This window comes from Intestinibacillus sp. NTUH-41-i26 (genome assembly GCF_032769475.1).
Classification (GTDB): domain Bacteria; phylum Bacillota; class Clostridia; order Oscillospirales; family Butyricicoccaceae; genus Agathobaculum; species Agathobaculum ammoniilyticum.
This window is the reverse complement of record NZ_CP136477.1, coordinates 926,126-943,758: the sequence shown is the minus strand read 5'-3', so window position 1 is coordinate 943,758 and position 17,633 is coordinate 926,126. Positions and strand designations below refer to the sequence as shown.

The 17,633-nt window shown below is 61.9% G+C and carries 14 protein-coding genes and 1 riboswitch; of the genes, 8 read left to right on the top strand and 6 right to left on the bottom strand.

Annotated features, from left to right (window positions below; all coding sequences use genetic code 11):
- Positions 1 to 5: 5 nt before the first annotated feature.
- From RX717_RS04735 to RX717_RS04720, 4 genes are all read right to left on the bottom strand, one after another.
- On the bottom strand, positions 6 to 647 hold the full coding sequence (locus RX717_RS04735) for a riboflavin synthase (RefSeq protein ID WP_107630851.1): 642 nt from the start codon (positions 645 to 647) through the stop codon (positions 6 to 8).
- Entirely contained in the window at positions 629 to 1,726 is a 1,098-nt protein-coding gene (gene ribD / locus RX717_RS04730) for a bifunctional diaminohydroxyphosphoribosylaminopyrimidine deaminase/5-amino-6-(5-phosphoribosylamino)uracil reductase RibD (protein WP_407923219.1), read from the bottom strand. The genes RX717_RS04735 and ribD overlap by 19 nt, the downstream gene beginning before the upstream one ends.
- A gap of 154 nt (positions 1,727 to 1,880) precedes the next feature.
- A riboswitch (FMN riboswitch) is annotated at positions 1,881 to 2,008 on the bottom strand.
- 154 nt (positions 2,009 to 2,162) lie between these two features.
- A complete protein-coding gene (locus RX717_RS04725; protein WP_107630853.1) occupies positions 2,163 to 3,902 on the bottom strand; it encodes an ammonium transporter in 1,740 nt (579 codons plus the stop codon).
- Between the two features lie 211 nt (positions 3,903 to 4,113).
- The gene (locus RX717_RS04720; RefSeq protein WP_107630854.1) at positions 4,114 to 6,201 is read right to left on the bottom strand and encodes a glutamine synthetase III family protein; all 2,088 of its coding nucleotides are present in this window, start codon (positions 6,199 to 6,201) and stop codon (positions 4,114 to 4,116) included.
- 392 nt (positions 6,202 to 6,593) lie between these two features.
- Between RX717_RS04720 and RX717_RS04715 the strand changes: the two genes are divergently transcribed.
- Genes RX717_RS04715 through purF form a run of 8 tightly spaced genes read left to right on the top strand, consistent with a single transcriptional unit; the run spans position 6,594 to position 15,018 of the window.
- The gene (locus RX717_RS04715) at positions 6,594 to 7,691 is read left to right on the top strand and encodes a class II glutamine amidotransferase (protein ID WP_107630855.1); all 1,098 of its coding nucleotides are present in this window, start codon (positions 6,594 to 6,596) and stop codon (positions 7,689 to 7,691) included.
- Positions 7,691 to 9,196 (top strand): glutamate synthase-related protein, encoded by a 1,506-nt coding sequence (locus tag RX717_RS04710; protein ID WP_107630856.1) that lies wholly within the window; start codon positions 7,691 to 7,693, stop codon positions 9,194 to 9,196. Before RX717_RS04715 ends, RX717_RS04710 begins: the two co-directional genes overlap by 1 nt.
- A 13-nt stretch (positions 9,197 to 9,209) precedes the next feature.
- Complete coding sequence (locus RX717_RS04705) at positions 9,210 to 9,638, top strand: 4Fe-4S dicluster domain-containing protein (RefSeq protein WP_107630857.1); 429 nt, start codon at positions 9,210 to 9,212, stop codon at positions 9,636 to 9,638.
- 5 nt (positions 9,639 to 9,643) lie between these two features.
- On the top strand, positions 9,644 to 10,885 hold the full coding sequence (locus tag RX717_RS04700) for an NAD(P)/FAD-dependent oxidoreductase (RefSeq protein ID WP_107630858.1): 1,242 nt from the start codon (positions 9,644 to 9,646) through the stop codon (positions 10,883 to 10,885).
- The gene (locus tag RX717_RS04695; RefSeq protein WP_054326849.1) at positions 10,882 to 11,610 is read left to right on the top strand and encodes a glutamate synthase; all 729 of its coding nucleotides are present in this window, start codon (positions 10,882 to 10,884) and stop codon (positions 11,608 to 11,610) included. The genes RX717_RS04700 and RX717_RS04695 overlap by 4 nt, the downstream gene beginning before the upstream one ends.
- 46 nt (positions 11,611 to 11,656) lie before the next feature.
- A complete protein-coding gene (locus RX717_RS04690) occupies positions 11,657 to 12,976 on the top strand; it encodes a glutamine synthetase family protein (protein ID WP_107632126.1) in 1,320 nt (439 codons plus the stop codon).
- A 51-nt stretch (positions 12,977 to 13,027) separates the two neighbouring features.
- Positions 13,028 to 13,600, top strand: coding sequence for an ANTAR domain-containing response regulator (locus tag RX717_RS04685; RefSeq protein WP_054326848.1), 573 nt, complete (start codon positions 13,028 to 13,030; stop codon positions 13,598 to 13,600).
- 53 nt (positions 13,601 to 13,653) lie between these two features.
- Positions 13,654 to 15,018, top strand: coding sequence for an amidophosphoribosyltransferase (purF, locus tag RX717_RS04680; protein ID WP_107630859.1), 1,365 nt, complete (start codon positions 13,654 to 13,656; stop codon positions 15,016 to 15,018).
- A 38-nt stretch (positions 15,019 to 15,056) separates the two neighbouring features.
- On the opposite strand, the gene RX717_RS04675 is transcribed toward purF, so the two are convergent.
- Complete coding sequence (locus RX717_RS04675) at positions 15,057 to 15,449, bottom strand: VOC family protein (protein WP_107630860.1); 393 nt, start codon at positions 15,447 to 15,449, stop codon at positions 15,057 to 15,059.
- A 159-nt stretch (positions 15,450 to 15,608) separates the two neighbouring features.
- Positions 15,609 to 17,561 carry an LTA synthase family protein gene (locus tag RX717_RS04670; protein ID WP_159068065.1) on the bottom strand — a complete coding sequence of 651 codons (1,953 nt, stop codon included), beginning with the start codon at positions 17,559 to 17,561 and terminating at the stop codon, positions 15,609 to 15,611.
- Between the last annotated feature and the right edge of the window lie 72 nt (positions 17,562 to 17,633).

Sequence of the window (17,633 nt, the reverse complement as noted above, 5' to 3'; positions counted from 1 at the left end):
TTCTGTTAAAAGCCGTGTTGGCTGAGAAATTCTATAGTGACGTCCGTCTGCCGGGCGGTATGCGGGGCAAGCAGCTTTTCCACATACTTGCCGATCACATCGCATTCCAGATTCACCCGTTCGCCCTGCCGCTTGCCGAGCAGGGTGGTCTGTGCGCCGGTATGCGGTATGATGGACACGGCAAAGCCCTGTCCGTCCACCTGCGCGACCGTCAGGCTGACGCCGTCGATCGCAATCGAGCCCTTTTCCACAATGTACCGCAGCAGAGCCGTGGGCGTCTTGACCGACAGCCAGACCGCGTTATCCTCGCGGAGGAGCGACGCGACCGTCCCCGTGCCGTCGATATGTCCGGACACGATGTGTCCGCCTAACCGCCCGTCCGCGGGCATCGCGCGCTCCAGGTTGACCGGCGCGCCCGCGCGCAGCTCCCCCAAGTCAGAGCGGCGCAGGGTTTCTGCCATCACGTCCGCGGTAAACGTCCGCCCATCCAGCTCCGCAGCCGTCAGGCATACGCCGTTTACCGCTATACTGTCGCCGCACCGTGTCCCCGCGAGCACGGCATCGGCCGCAATCGTCAGCCGCGCGCCCCGCGCGCCGTGCGCGATGCGTTCGACGCGCCCGACCTCCTCTACAAGTCCTGTGAACATGGCAGGTATCCCTCCAACAAAAAGTCCTCTCCAACCGGCTCGGCGGTCAGACCGGTCAGACGCCACGCATCTGCCATCCGAGCAAGCCCCTGCCCGCCGGCCGGCGTCCTAGCCGTGCTGCCGCCGAGCAGCTTGGGCGCGATATACGCCTGCACCTTGCGGACGATGCCGGCTTCCAGCGCGGCGAACGCCAGCGTCGTGCCGCCCTCCAGCAGGATACTGTCCACGCCGCGCGCGCCGAGCTGCCGCATCAGCTCGCGCAGATCGACCCGTCCATCCCGCTCCCCGCAGAGCAGGATCTGCGCGCCCGCCTTTTTGAGCGCGGCAGCCCGCTCATTCCAGCCGGCTGCCGCGATTATGGTCGGTATCTCGCCCGCGCTTTGGATCAGGCGGCTGTCCAGCGGTGTGCGCGCCCGACTGTCGCATACAATGCGCAGCGGATCACGCCCGCCAGGTATGCGGCAGGTGAGCAGCGGATCGTCCGCCAGCACCGTGTCCACGCCCACCATGATTGCGGAAAGCTGCCCGCGCACCTCATGCACTCTGCACCGTGCGGCCTCCCCGCTCACCCAACGGCTGTCGCCCGAAGCGGACGCAGTCTTGCCGTCCAGCGTCATCGCGTATTTATACACGACAAACGGCGTCCGGTGCTGGATAAAGTGGAAAAACACTTCATTCAGCCGCCAGCACTCCTGTTCCAGCACGCCGGTCTCGACCTCCACGCCCGCCTCGCGCAGCAGGCGCACCCCTTTCCCGTCGACGAGCGGATTAGGGTCCGTGCATCCGACCACCACGCGGGCGATACCCCGCTCCAAAATCGCGTCCGTGCAGGGCGGCGTGCGGCCCCAGTGGCAGCAAGGCTCCAGCGTGACATACAGCGTCGCACCCGCGGGGTCCTCCGTGCAGGCAGCCAGCGCATTTCGCTCCGCATGCGGCCCGCCGCACGTCTCATGCCATCCCTCGCCGATCACGCGCCCGCCGCGGGCGATCACACAGCCCACCATCGGATTCGGGCTGACCCGTCCCGCGCCGCGCCGCGCCAGTTCGAGCGCCCTGCGCATCAGAAGCTCCTCTTGCAAACGGCATCATCTCCCAATAAAAAATGTCCCGAAAGCCGCAGACTTCCGGGACATATATGGCGCGCCGCCAAACAAAAAATCCTGAAACGCTGCGCGGCGTTTCAGGACGGTAAACAAGCGAATCAAACAAAGGGGCATCCCCCTTTTGCTTTCACACTTTCTTCTTTCATCCAGACTATACTGTCGGCCTCGGAGTTCCACCAAGTCATGCTTCCGCCGGAAAGGCGTCCGCTCGCGGGCTGTACCGCCGGTAGGGAATTGCACCCTGCCCTGAAGAAATCTGTTTATTCGGTTTTCCTGCAGAAAGCTTTCTGCTCTTTCAGTATACACCCTTCCCCACAAAATGCAAGCATAAATTTTCATCTGGCCTCCGGTTTCTGCAGAAAGTGAGACAGAGCAGCCGCCCTGTCCCACTGTTCCGGCTTGTTCCCCTCGATCAGTCGTCGTACTGCAGCGCGTCGTAGCCCTCCGCGCCCGTGCGCACCTTGACCGCGTTTTCCACATCGTACACAAATATCTTTCCGTCGCCGATGTGGCCGGTGTACAGCACCTTTTTGGCCGTTTCGATCACAGTCTCGACCGGCACCTTGGACACCACGATCTCCATCTTGATCTTGGGTAGCAGCGTCACGTCCACCTCCGCGCCGCGGTAGTACTCGGGCGCGCCTTTCTGCGTGCCGCAACCGACCACATTGGTCACGGTCATGCCCGCAATGCCGATCTCGTTCATCGCGTTTTTCAGCACCTCGAATTTGGACTGCTTGGCAAGGATGACCACCTTGCTCAGCTTGTGTCCGCCGCTGGACGCTTCGGATGTAATCTTAGTGACCGGCACCGCCTGAGCGGGCGCGGGCGCGGCCGCAGCCGCTTCCCCTGTGTCGTCCTGCGCCGCCTTGGTACCCAGCACGGACGGAACCACCGGCATAAAGTCCGCATAGGCGGAGGGCAGGCCGTGCTCGGGCTTGTCAAGGCCCATGATCTCTTCGGCCTCGCTGACGCGCAGGCCGACCGTATGCCTGATGATCTGGAACACCACGGTCATCGTGACCGCGACCCACGCGATCACCACGGCCATGCCGAGCGCCTGGATGGCCAGCGCGTGCCAGCCGCCGCCGTAGAACAGGCCGACCGGCGCCACGTCGTTCGTGCCGTAGGCGTAGTAGCCGAACAGGCCGACCATCAGCGTGCCGGTCGCGCCGCACAGGCCGTGTACACCGACCGCGCCAACCGGATCGTCCACCTTGAGCTTCTGGTCGATGAATTCAATGCCGAACACCACCACAAAGCCCGCAATGATGCCGATGATGGCTGCGCCGAAGGGTGTTACCGTGTCGCAGCCCGCCGTGATGGCTACCAGGCCGGCCAGCGAGCCGTTGAGCGTCATGGAAACGTCCGGCTTCTTGTAGCGCACCCAGGTCACGCACATAACCGTGACCGTCGCGACCGCCGCCGCCATGTTGGTGGTGACGAACACGCGCGCCGCGGTTTCGGCCGCGCCGTTCGACAGCGCGACTGTCGAGCCGCCGTTGAAGCCGAACCAGCAGAACCACAGAATAAACACGCCCAGCGCGCCCAGAGTCAGCGAGTGGCCGGGGATCGCGCGCGCCTTGCCGTCCTTGGTGTACTTGCCGATACGCGGGCCGAGGATGGCCGCGCCCACGAACGCCGCTACGCCGCCGACCATGTGTACCGCAGTCGAACCGGCGAAGTCATGGAAGCCAAGCTCGGCGAGCCAGCCACCGCCCCAGATCCAGTGGCCGGAGATCGGGTAGATCACCGCCGATATGACCATGGAATAGATGCAGTAGGCCGAGAACTTGGTGCGTTCGGCCATGGAGCCGGACACGATGGTCGCGGCGGTGGCACAGAATACGGTCTGGAAGATCAGCGTCGTCCAGTCGTAGCCTTCGCCGACCACACCGTCCGCCAGAAGGTCAAAGCCGCCGAACACGCCGTTCATCGAACCGAACATGATGCCAAATCCGACCAGCCAGAAGATCGGCGTGCCGAGTGAAAAGTCCATCAGGTTTTTCATGATGATGTTGCCCGCGTTCTTAGCCCGGGTAAAGCCGGTTTCCACCATCGCGAAGCCCGCCTGCATGAAGAACACCAGTGCGGCTCCGACCAGCGTCCACCCAGTATCCATCGAGGCGGCAAGGTTTACAAGGTCTTGCATGAGAAAATCCCTCCTAAAAAAATTTGGCGTGTATCTCCGGTCCCAAGGCCGGAAATACACGCCGTTGTGTATGATAATTTTTTACACACGAAAATTGCTTTGCCGCGCCCTTTGCCCCAAGGCTGTCGGGCCGCGTCATTCGAGTATCGAAACCAGACTTCTCCGGAACCTGGTTTCGTATACAGGGAGACTTTTCAGGTCCCCTGTCCGTTCAGGTATAAAACAGGATATCCGCGTAGGTCGGGAACGGCCAGTACTCCTTGCCCACCATCCGTTCCAGCGCGTCGGACGGCTTGCGTACGGCGTCCATGCACGGGAGTACCTCATCGTGGTAATAATGCGCGAGCGTTTCCGCGTCCGCTTTCGGCACAGCCTCCACGGCTTCCTCCAGCGTGGATACCGCGCACTCCAGCGCATCGTTCAGGGCGGATACCTGCGTCAGCAGGCGGGTTTCCGCGCCGCCCGCAAGGCCGAGCTGCTTCTTGGCCAGCGCGCCGTCCGCCACCGCGCGCTCGAACGACAGGCAGGCGGGCAGGATCTCGCGGCGCGCCATGTCGCGCATGGTGAGCGCCTCGATGTGCAGGGTCTTGTAATACTCCTCAATCACGGCCTCCTCGCGGGACTCCATTTCCAGCTTGGTATACACGCCGTGCGTCTCAAACAGACGGATGTTCTTTTCATCCGTGTAGTGCGGCAGCGCCGCGTCCGTGGACTTGAGGTTGAGCAGGCCGCGCTTTTCCGCTTCCGCGACCCAGCTTTCGTCGTAGCCGTTGCCGTTGAAAATGATGCGCTTGTGCGCCTTGATCTCGCGCCGCAGCAGCGCGGTGAGCGCCGCCTGGAAGTCCGTCGCGCCGTCCAGCTCATCCGCGAACTGGCGCAACTCCTCCGCGACCGCAGTGTTGAGCATGATGTTCGGGCAGGCGATGTTGAGCGAGGAGCCCAGCATGCGGAACTCGAACTTGTTTCCGGTAAAAGCAAAAGGCGAGGTGCGGTTGCGATCGGTGGTGTCTTTCTGGATGTCCGGCAGCGCGGACACGCCGAGATCCATCTTGGTCTTGGCCACATCCGTGTAATCCCGCCCTGCCTCGACTGCATCCAGGATTGCCTGCAGTTCGTCGCCGATAAACATGGAGATGATCGCCGGCGGGGCCTCGTTCGCACCCAGGCGGTGATCGTTGCCCGCGGAGGCGACCGAGATGCGCAGCAGGTCCTGATATTCGTCCACGGCCTTGATAACCGCAGTCAGGAAGAGCAAAAACTGCAGGTTGCCGCTCGGCGCCTTGCCAGGCTCGAGCAGATTCTCGCCCGTGTCGGTCGAGATCGACCAGTTATTGTGCTTGCCCGACCCGTTGACGCCCTCGAACGGCTTTTCATTGAGCAGGCAGACGAAGCCGTGCCTTTCCGCCACACGCCGCATGACCTCCATGGTGAGCTGGTTGTGGTCGGTGGCGATGTTGGTCGTGGTGAACACCGGCGCCATCTCATGCTGGCAGGGGGCGACCTCGTTGTGCTTAGTCTTGGCAAAAATACCGAGCTTCCACAGCTCCTCGTCCAGCTCCTGCATAAACGCCGCCACACGCGGACGGATGGAACCGAAGTAGTGATCCTCCATCTCCTGCCCCTTGGGCGGCATGGCGCCGAACAGCGTGCGGCCGGTGAAGATCAGGTCCTTGCGCTTGGCATAGTCCGCCTTGTCGATCAGGAAGTATTCCTGTTCCGGCCCGACCGTGGTCGTCACGCGCTTGACGTCCTTGCCGAACAGCTTGAGCACGCGGCACGCCTGCGTGCTGAGCGCGTCCATCGAGCGCAGCAGCGGGGTCTTTTTGTCCAGAATTTCGCCCGTATAGGAGCAGAACGCGGTGGGGATGTACAGGGTGCCGTCCTTAACGAAAGCGTAGCTGGTCGGGTCCCAGGCCGTGTAGCCACGCGCCTCGAAGGTCGCGCGCAAGCCGCCGGAGGGGAACGAAGACGCGTCCGGCTCGCCGCGGATCAGCTCCTTGCCGGAAAACTCCATCACGACCCCACCGTCGTCCGTCGGGGAAATGAACGAGTCGTGCTTCTCAGCCGTGATGCCGGTCAACGGCTGGAACCAGTGCGTATAATGCGTTGCGCCCTTTGAGAGTGCCCAGTCCTTCATCGCGGTCGCCACGACCGGCGCGACCTCGGCGTCGATCGCCGTACCCTCGCGCATGGTCTGCTTCAGCTTTTTGTATACGTCCTTGGGAAGACGCTCCCGCATCACAGTCTCGTTAAAGACCATGCTGCCGAACAGCTCCGGTACATTTTTCGCCGTATTCATATCGATTCGCTCCTTACCGTCTGTCAAATGGCAACAAAAAAGCGCCGTGGGTGTCATTCCCACAGCGCCTTTGCTGCTTACAAGCGCAGTATACGCGCCCCGCCGCAGTTTGTCAACCCCCTTTGGCCGGATTTTTTACTCGCTCACCTTTTTTGTTGCAATCTGCCGGTTTAATCCCGTCCCATCCCCTCCCGTTCTGGGCAAAGCGCAAAAAATCCGCATTTTCTTTTAAACCCGCTTGACGTTTGTGCGCGCCTGTTCTACAATAAAAGAACGGACAACGGCGTCCGCTGCAAAGGAGCATTCTGCTCGTTTGCGGCGGGCGCTTTTCTTTTTTATCCTTTTCTGGAAAGCGAACCCGGCACGCCGGGCAACATAAGGAGGAAACACCAATGCTGCAAAAAGAAGGTCAGGTCCGCATCCCGGCCGGCTGCGCGATCTCCGGTATCTTCCACAAGGACGGGACACGGGAAACCGGGGAGCGCATCATCGCCTCCATCCGCCCCATGCATGACCGCTCGAACGGGCTGGGCGGCGGCTTCGCGGGCTACGGCATTTACCCGGAGTACGCCGACTACTATGCGTTCCATGTATTTTATGACACGCCGGAGGCCAAGGCCGCCTGCGAAAAGGAAATCGAACACCATTTCGACATCGTCGACCTGTCCAAAATCCCCACGCGCCGCCACCCGCGCATCACGGACGAACCCATGATCTGGCGCTACTTCGTCACCCCGCTGCACACCAAGCTCACCTCCAGCCAGCTTGATGAACGCGAATTCACCTCCCGCTTCGTCATCCGCATCAATCACACACTGGACGGCGCGTATATTTTCTCCTCGGGCAAAAACATGGGCGTGTTCAAGGCCAGCGGTTTTCCGGAGGACGTCGGCGAATACTATATGCTGGAGAATTACGAGGCTTACTCCTGGACCTGCCACGGTCGCTATCCGACCAACACCCCCGGCTGGTGGGGCGGCGCGCATCCCTTTGCCCTGCTGTCCACGACCGTCGTCCACAACGGCGAAATCTCCTCGTACGACGCCAACCGCCGCTTTATCGAGATGTTCGGCTACTCATGCGACCTGCTGACCGACACCGAGGTCATCACCTATATCGTCGACTACCTGGGTCGCAAGCTCGGCCTGACCTACCGCGAGATTGCCAACGTCATCGCCGCGCCTTTCTGGTCCACCATTGAAAAGCAGGCGCCGACCGAGTGCGAGCGCCTGACCTACCTGCGCAACGCCTTCGCCTCCCTGCTGGTGACAGGTCCGTTTTCCATCCTGGTCGGCTACACGGGCGGCCTGATGGCTCTCAACGACCGGCTCAAGCTGCGTTCGATGGTCGTGGGCGAAAAGGGCGACACGGTGTACATCGCGTCCGAGGAATGCGCCATCCGCGCCATCGAGCCCACGCTCGACCGCATCTGGGCGCCGCGTGGCGGCGAGCCAGTGATCGTCAATCTGCATGATGGAGGAAAGCAATAATGGCTATCGACTTTTTGTATCCGCAGTATGAGGTCGTGCGCAATTACGACCGCTGCATCGCCTGTCGCGCGTGCGAGCGACAGTGCGCCAACGAGGTACATTTTTACGACCCCGAGTTTCAAAAGATGCAGGCCGACGAGTCCAAGTGCGTCGCCTGCCACCGCTGCGTTTCCCTCTGCCCGACGCGCGCGCTGAAGATTGTCAAGACCGACCATACCTTTAAAGAAAATGCGAACTGGACGGGCAAGGCCATCTCCGAGGTCTACCGTCAAGCTGGCACGGGCGGCGTGCTGCTCTCCTCCATGGGCAATCCGGAACCGTACCCTATCTACTGGGATAAGATCCTCATCAACGCCTCCCAGGTCACCAATCCCTCCATCGATCCGCTGCGCGAGCCCATGGAAACGCGAACCTTTCTCGGCAAAAAGCCGGGCAAAATCGAGCGCGACGCGGACGGCAACCTAGTACCCAACCTGTCTCCCCAGCTCGAGCTGCGCGTGCCGGTCATGTTCTCGGCCATGAGCTACGGCTCGATTTCCTACAACGCGCACGAGTCGCTCGCCCGCGCGGCCTGCGCGCTCGGCACCTACTATAACACCGGCGAGGGCGGCCTGCATCAGGACTTCTATCAATACGGCCCGCACACCATCGTGCAGGTTGCGTCCGGCCGCTTCGGCGTACATAAAGACTATCTGGAGGCGGGCGCGGCCATTGAAATCAAAATGGGCCAAGGCGCAAAGCCCGGTATCGGCGGCCACCTGCCCGGCCACAAGGTCGGTCCGGATATCTCGCGCACCCGCATGATCCCAGAGGGTACGGACGCCATTTCGCCTGCCCCGCACCACGACATCTACTCCATCGAGGACCTGCGCCAGCTCGTCTTTTCGCTCAAGGAAGCAACCGCGTACAAAAAGCCGGTGCTGGTCAAGATTGCGGCCGTGCATAACGTGGCGGCCATCGCCTCGGGCGTGGCGCGCTCGGGCGCGGACATCATTTGCATCGACGGCTACCGTGGCGGCACGGGCGCGGCCCCGACTCGCATCCGCGACAACGTCGGCATCCCGATTGAGCTCGCGCTTGCGGCGGTCGACCAGCGCCTGCGCGACGAGGGCATCCGCGACCAGATTTCGGTCGTGGTCGGCGGCTCCATCCGCAACGCGGCCGACCTTTTGAAAGCCATCGCGCTCGGCGCGGACGCGTGCTACATCGCGACCAGCGCGCTGCTTGCGCTCGGTTGCCATCTGTGCCGCACCTGCCAGACCGGCAAGTGCAACTGGGGCATCGCGACCCAGCGCCCCGAGCTGGTCAAGCGCCTGAATCCGGACATAGGCTCACAGCGGCTGGTCAACCTAGTTACTGCCTGGGATCATGAACTCAAGGAAATGATGGGCGGCATGGGCATCAACTCGATCGAGGCCCTGCGCGGCAACCGCCTGATGCTGCGCGGCATCGGCCTGAGCGACCGCGAGCTGAGCATCCTCGGCATCAAGCACGCGGGCGAATGAGGAGGGAAACTGCATGAAACGAGTCTATGTCAATGAAAAATGGTGCCTGGGGTGCCATTTATGCGAATATTACTGCGCGTTCGCCAACTCGGGCAAGTCCTCGATGGTCAAGGCGCTCAAGGACCACAAGATCGCGCCCCGAATCCGCATCGAGGAGCGCGATAACATCTCCTTTGCGGTCAGCTGCCGCCACTGCACCGACCCGCTATGCGTCAAGGGCTGCATTTCGGGCGCGCTGTCCATCGTGGATGGGGCCGTGCAGATCGACTCGGACAAGTGCGTTGGTTGCTACACCTGCATCCTGTCCTGCCCCTATGGCGCGCTGTCCACTTCGAATGAGGGCGCGGTGCAGAAATGCGAGCTGTGCGCCAAAAACGCGTTCGGCCAGCCGATGTGCGTGCAGGGCTGCCCGAACAAGGCCATCGTATACGAGGAGAGGTGAACGCTATGAACTATGTCATCATCGGAGGCGGCACCGCCGCAGTCGGCACGATCGAGGGCATCCGCGCGTTCGATCAAACCGGCCCCATCACGGTCATTTCGGACGAGCCGTATCCGGTATACGGCCGGCCGCTCATCTCCTACCTGCTGCTCGGCAAGACCACGGAGGAGAAAATGCTGCGGTACCGTCCCGCGGATTTTTACGAGAAAAACGGTGTGACCACCCTACTCGGCCGCCGCGCGGCCAAGGTGGACGCGGCCGCGAAAACCGTCGTGCTCGAGGACGGCGCGGCCGTTCCCTATGACAAGCTGTGCCTGTGTACCGGCTCGCGGCCGTTCGTACCGCCCATGGAGGGGCTGGATGCGGTGGAAAACAAGACCAGCTTTATGACACTGGACGACGCCAAGCGATTGGACGCTCTGCTGGGCGCGGGGAACGATAGGCGCGTACTCATCGTGGGCGCGGGCCTTATCGGTCTGAAATGCGCCGAGGGCATCCAGCAGCGCGTATCCGAGCTGACCGTCATCGACCTGGCCCCGCGCATCCTGCCCAACGTACTCACCGAAGCGCCGGCCGCCATCATCCAGAAGTACCTGGAGGGCAAAGGCGTGCGCTTCCTGCTGGGCGATTCGGTCGCGCGGTTCGAGCCGCACACCGCCTATCTCAAGAGCGGCGGGACGGTTGACTTTGACGTCCTGGTGGTCGCGGTCGGCGTACGGCCGAACATCGAGCTGGCCGCCGATACGGGCTGCGCGGTCGAACGAGGGATCTTAATCGACGAGCATTCGGCCACGACCGTGTCCGACATCTACGCTGCGGGCGACTGCACGGTCTCGCACGACATCGCGGCCGAAACCGACCGCATCCTCGCCATCCTGCCCAACGCCTACATGCAGGGCGAGACCGCGGGCAAGGCCATGGCGGGCGGCAGCGCCTGCTTTGACAAGGCCATCCCGATGAATGCATCGGGTTTCCTCGGGCTACATATGATAACCGCAGGCTCGTACGACGGCGAAACCTACCTGGAGCAGGACGGGGAGCACTACAAGCTGCTCGTCACACGCGACAACCGTCTGGTCGGATTTATCCTCATCGGGGATGTGGACCGCGCGGGCATCTACACCTCGCTCATCCGCGAGCAGACCCCGCTTGACAGCATTGACTTTGATTTAATCCGCGAGAAGCCGCAGCTGATGGCATTCTCCCGCGCTGAGCGCGCGAAACAGTTAGGAGGCGCACACGGATGACCACAGCACATGCAAACCTTACCTATTATAAAGAACTCAATGAGCAGCTCCGTCAGATTGACGATACCGAAATCACCATCGAGAACGCGGTCGGGCAGCGCTATCTGGGCTGCGGCTCGTCCGGCAAGACCCTGACCATCCACGGCACGCCGGGCAACGGTCTCGGCCAGTACCTCAACGGCTCGACCATCGAGGTGTTTGGCAACGCACAGGAGGCGGTCGGCGACACCATGAACGACGGCGACATCATTATCCACGGCAGCGCGGGCGATGTCTGCGGCTACGGCATGCGCGGCGGGCGCATCTTTATCCAGGGCGACTGCGGTTACCGCGGCGGCATCCATATGAAGGCCTACCAGGACCACTTCCCAGTGGTCGTCATCGGCGGCCGGGCCGGCTCGTTTCTGGGCGAATACCAGGCGGGCGGCCTCATCCTGGTACTCGGCATCGGGCAGGACGGCGCGTTCCCTGCCGGCAATTTCTGCGGCACCGGTATGCACGGCGGCAAAATTGTGCTAAGATGTGATCAGGCGCCCGCAGGCCTGCCCCGGCAGGTGCTGGTCAACGAGGCTTCTCCGGAGGAGGCTGCGTCCTTCGCCCCTTATATCGATGATTTCTGCCGGCTGTTCGGCGGCGACGCCGCCGCGCTCAAGGCGCAGAAATATTATGTACTTTCGCCCAATCCGGAAGCGGGCTACCATCAGCTTTACACATATGAAAGCTGAACGACCGAAGCGGGATATTGTGATTTTCAGAGAGGAGCGCGGCTTTATGGATACCACCGTCAGCGAAGTCGTACAATTTATTGCAGAAAATGATGTCAAATTCATCCGGCTCGCCTTTTGCGATATTTTCGGAAACCAGAAAAATATCGCTATCATGCCGTCCGAGCTGCCGCGCGCCTTTGCGCACGGCATCCACTTCAACGCCTCCGCGCTGCGAGGCTTCCTCAACGTGGAGGACAGCGACCTGTTGCTCTTCCCCGACCCATCCACGCTGTCCATCCTGCCGTGGCGCCCGTCGCAGGGCCGCGTCGTGCGTTTCTACTGCGATATTAAGTATCCGGACGGCCGTCCGTTCGAGGGGGACGGGCGGAACATCCTGCGCACTGCCTGCCAGCGCGCGCGGCGCGCTGGTTATTCGGTCACCATGGGTACCGCGAGCGAGTTTTACCTGTTCGAGCTGGACGAGACCGGCGCCCCGACCTCGCTCCCGCATGACCACGGGGAGTATTTTGATGTCGCGCCGCTCGACAAAGGCGAAAACGTGCGCCGCCAGATCTGCCTGACGCTCGAGGAAATGGGCATTCAGCCCGAGTCCTCGCACCATGAGCAGGGGCCGGGCCAGCACGAAATCGACTTCCGCTACGCGGACGCGCTCGAGGCGGCGGACAATTTTGTCACCTTCAAATGGGTGGTCAAATCCATGGCCGCGTCCAGCGGCCTGTTCGCCTCCTTCCTGCCCAAGCCGCTGCCCGACGCGCCGGGCAACGGCCTGCACCTGAGCATAACGGTCTGCAAGGATGGTCACAACCTGTTCCATCCGCGGTTCGATCAGGCGGACGAGGGGCGCAGCTTTGTGGCCGGCATCCTGCGCCACAGCGCGGAGTTGACTGTTTTCGGCAACCCACTGACCAATTCCTACGCCCGTCTGGGCGAGTTTGAAGCGCCCAAGTATATCACCTGGTCGCACCAGAACCGCTGTCCGCTCATCAGCATCCCACTGGCGCACAGCGACGCCCCCAACCGGATGAAGATCCGCGCGCTCGACGGCTGCATCAACCCGTATATCGTGTTTGCGCTGCTCATCCACGCCGGTCTGGACGGGGTCGAGCAGAAGCTACCGCTGGGTCCCGCCTGCGACGTCAACCTGTTCACCGCGCCGGCCGAGGTCGTGTCCCGCTATGATGCGGTACCCGCTTCGCTGTGCGAGGCGATCCGGCTGGCACAGCAGAGCCGCTTTATCGACGCGCATCTGACGGCGCGCACGCTGGAAGGCTTTTTCAGCGCAAAGCAGGCTGAGCACGACCGCATCGCCGCCGCCCGCAACCGCCCCGCCGCCGAGCATGAGATGTATTTCGCGCGCTATTGACCGCAGGGCGCTTGCCGCCCGTACAATTTGACGGAAAGGGGGAGGCCCGCCTTGGAGCGCATTCTTCTCATATCCTCCACGCAGAAGTCCCAGGCCACGCTCGCGCAGTTCCTGGCCTCCTGCGGCATGCAGGCGCAGACCATTCCCACCGCTTCAGGCGCGGAGGCAAGGCGCGCCCTGCTGGACGGGATATTCGACATTGTTCTCATCAACACGCCCCTGCCCGACGAGTTCGGCCATGAGTTGGCGCAGGCCGCCGCGCACGAAACAGCCGCCGGTGTGCTTCTGCTCGTCAAATCCGAGCAGGCGGACGCCGTTTCCGAGTTGGTGGAGGCGGACGGCGTGTTCGTCCTGCCCAAGCCGCTCAGCCGGCCTCTGTTTTTCCAGGCGCTGCGCATGGTCCGCGCCGTGCATGCGCGTCTGGACGGGCTGCAGAAAGAAAACCAGCGCCTGCAGAGCCGCATCCAGGATATCCGCCTGGTAGACCGCGCAAAATGTATTCTGATCGAGCTGCGCGGCATGACCGAGCCAGAGGCGCATGCCTATATCGAACAGCAGGCCATGAACGGTCGCAAAAGCAAGCGGCAAGTCGCGGAGGAGATCCTCGGTCTGAGCCAGTTCTAAGCGGCTTTTTGCGCCCGTGCTGGCTATCTCAAGCGAATCGGAGGAGTTTTTTCGTGTCAATCCATGAAGAATGCGGCGTGTTCGGCGTCTACGACCCGCACGGCGACTGCGCCCGCACGACATACTACGGCCTGTACGCCTTGCAGCACCGCGGCCAGGAGGCCTGCGGCATCGCGACGATAAACGACCGCGAACTTTCATTCCACAAGGACGTCGGCCTGGTCGGCGAGGTATTCAGCGCGGATGCGCTCGACCGGCTCGGCGGCACCATGGCGGTCGGCCATGTCCGCTATTCCACCACTGGCGGTACGCGCCGCGAAAACGCGCAGCCGCTGACCATCAAATATGTGAAAGGAACGCTTGCGGTGGCGCATAACGGCAACCTCGCGGGTACGGCCGAGCTGCGCACTGCCTTTGAATACCGCGGCGCCATCTTCCAGACCACCACGGATTCCGAGCTGATCGCCTACGCCATCGCGCAGGAGCGGCTGCGCTGCCGCTCGGTCGAGGAAGCGGTCTGCCAGGCGCTCCGCGACCTGCGCGGCGCGTATTCCCTGATTGTCATGTCGCCGCAGAAGCTGATCGCCGCGCGCGATCCCTGGGGCTTCCGCCCGCTCTGCATGGGACGGCGCGGGGACGCTGTGGTTTTTGCCTCGGAAACCTGCGCGCTGAGCGCGGTGGGCGCAGCGTTTGAGCGTGAGCTCGACCCGGGCGAGATCGTGGTTGTGGAAAACGGCGGGGTGCGCTCCATCCGTGAAAACTGTGAAAACGCTTCCAGCCACATGTGCATTTTTGAATATATCTATTTTGCCCGTCCGGACTCGGTGATCTGCGGTCAGTCCGTCCACGAGGCGCGCCGCAACGCCGGCAGGTTCCTCGCGCGGGAATATCCGGTCGCGGCCGACGTTGTGATCGGCGTACCGGATTCCGGTCTGGACGCCGCGATGGGCTACGCTGAGGAGTCCGGCATCCCTTACGGCACGGGCCTGGTCAAAAACCGCTATGTGGGCCGCACGTTTATCACCCCCGGCCAGCAGAGCCGCGAGCAGGCGGTACGCATCAAGCTCGGCGCGCTGCGGAGCTGCGTGCAGGGCAGGCGCGTAGTCATGATCGACGACTCGATCGTGCGCGGCACGACCTCGCGGCAGATTGTATCCCTGCTGCGGGAGGCGGGCGCGGCTGAAGTGCATATGCGCTCCTCCGCTCCGCCGTTTGTTTCCCCCTGCTATTTCGGCACGGACATTCCAGACAAGGACAACCTGATCGCCTGCCGGTACTCGGTGGAGGAGATCCGCGCGCTGATCGGTGCAGACAGCTTGGGCTTTCTCAGCCTGGACGCGCTGCACCAGATCGCGCCGGAAGCCGCCTGCGGCTTCTGCGACGGCTGCTTCACCGGCAAATACCCTATCAGTGTATAAAAAAGTCATGGCGAAAAACCGCCATGACTTTTTTCTCTTTACAGCATTTGCAGCAATTCTATCTGTTCGCCGGACGGTCCGGTGAAAAACCAGTTCTGCAGGCCGCCGAAGGTGTCGGGCAGCACGCGCTTTTCCGGCGTGGTGAATGAAAACACACCCGCGGCCTTGACCGCCGCCACCACCTTGTCCAGATCATCCACATACACGGCAAAATGCGGGATGCTGCCGACACCCGAAGGTACCAGCTCGCCTGCCGGTGGCTGGATCAGCTCCAGCACCAGACCGCCGAACTCGACCAGCGCCAACAGCTTTTCACCCACGCTCGAACGCGCGGTGACCGTGCCGCCGATCTTTTCGTAAAACGCGATGCTTTCCTCCATGTCCGCCGTATTGACCGCCACATGGGCAAGCCCTTTATAGAGTTCTTTCATGGTCAATCCCCTCCTGTCATGATCCCATTATGCCACAGCGGCCTCTAAGGGCCGCTGTGGCATAATCATGTGAAATAAATATATAGTAGTCACTTTGCGGCTATTATACCATAAAGCTGTGGGGGCGGGAACCCCCTTAGCGGCTTGTCGCCCAAAAATCTACGCCAGCGGCTCGTACCAGGCGTCAATCCGTCTTTTCGGGTCAAACAGCTGCGCGTATTGCACGTGCTGATAGAGCGACAGGGCCGGCTCCGCCGCCGCGCCCGAGGAATCGCGCCACGCGCCGCCCGACAGGTAATAGCCGTAGTTGTTGATGCACGGCACCTGCTCCCGCGCCGCGAGACGCAGCTGGTCATAGCCCGACACCGCGCAGCCCAGCGCGTCCAGCGCATAGGCGGACAGGTAGTTCGCGCTGATCTGCACCCCTGCCCGTTCCTCGATATCATAGTTCGCCCAGATGAAGAACGGCGTGGTCAGCTTGGCCTGCTTTTCCTCTCGTGTGCGAGCAGCCTCCGTATTGCCGAACAGATCGTCGTAGAAGGCGCTGGTCACATTCGGCTGGTGGTCCCCAAAAAAGACGATGGCCGTCGGCTCGTCCACCTGTGAAAAATATGCGACCAACTGCTCGACCGCTTCATCGCTGTACCGCACCAGCGACAGGTATTGATCCACCTGCGGGTACTTCCCCTCATATGCGCCGGTGAGACGGATACGTTCCTCAAATGCCGGATCGTCAGACGGCCCATATCCCCCATGGTTTTGCATCGTGACGTTGAACACAAACAGCGGCTCGCCCGCCGGCTTTGCCTCGTACAACTCGATGATCTTCCGGTAATCTGCACTGTCGCTGATATAACCGCGCAGCCGCGCGGCATCGTCCGAAAAATCCGTTTCGTACAACTGGCGGTCAAAACCCAAGCGCTCATAGACCTGCTGGCGATTCCAGGAGGTCGCCAGATAGGGGTGGAGGGAAACCGTCTGGTAGCCCTGCGCCTCCAGGCCGGATACCAGCCCCGGCGTTTCACTCTTGACATACATTTGATAGGGCGAGCAGCCGAACGGCAGGAAGGCCATGGTATCCCCTGTCAGCACCTCGAACTCGGTCGTCGCCGTGCCGCCGCCGAACGTGGATACCAGCAGGTCGCCGCTGATCGTATTCTCCGCTTCCGCCAGAGAGTGAATAAAGGGCATATAATCCTCATTCGTCTCAAAATCGCCGATGCTTTTGAGGTCGGCAAAGGATTCGTTCATAATCATGATAATATTGGGCTGCACTGCTCCGGACCGGCCGGCATACGCCTGCGCCGCCTGTTCCAGCACCGTCTCCGAATAGCCCGCGGGCTTTTTCACAACCGCATTCTCCGCCGTGCGGCAGAAGTAATACCACTCGCTGTATTCCAGATTGCCCTGCCAGAAGCCGAAGCTGTTTCCGGCAAGCCCCAGCCCATAGAGCCAGCATCCCATCAGCAGGGAGCAGGCCGCGAACTGCCAGCGCCGTGGCGCGGACGCCGGACGCCGCACCCGCCAGACCGCAGCACAGAACAACGCCGCGATCGCCACGGTCTGCAGGACCGAAAGCTCGACCGGCACCGAGTAGCTCGCCGCTACATTTTTGGCCGTGCCGACGGCGAACAAATCGCTCAGCAGGACCGGCGTGCCGCGGAACACGGTCACATAATGGTCGATCAGCGCATATACCATCGTGATGCCCATGCCGATGCACACCGTGAGCCGTATATTGCAGACGATCCAATAGACGATGCCGAAAATCGCCGCATGGTAGACATAGCCCTGCCAGATCTGTACGTTGCCGATCAGGATACCGCCCTTGACCACATACTCGGTCAGCAGCAGGGCGAACGACGATGCGGAGAGCAGCACCAGTACATCGTGTATCAGCAGCTCGGGCGCGGTCGCTCTTTTTCGGGGCCGCAGCACAAGCGGCAGGCCGGTCAGGATGCCGAGCGGCCACTGGCTCTCCGGCCGGTAATGGATCGAGCCCTTGCGCAGCAGGTACACTGCGGCATAAAATACCGCCGCCGCCAAGGCGATATCCACGACATAACCAATTATTTTCCCAATCTTTTCTCGTTTTTTACATTCGGGACACACGTTTGCTTTCTCCTTTTTCCGCGATACAGGAAAGCCGCTGCAGCATCCGCCGCAACGGCTTTTACGGGCCAA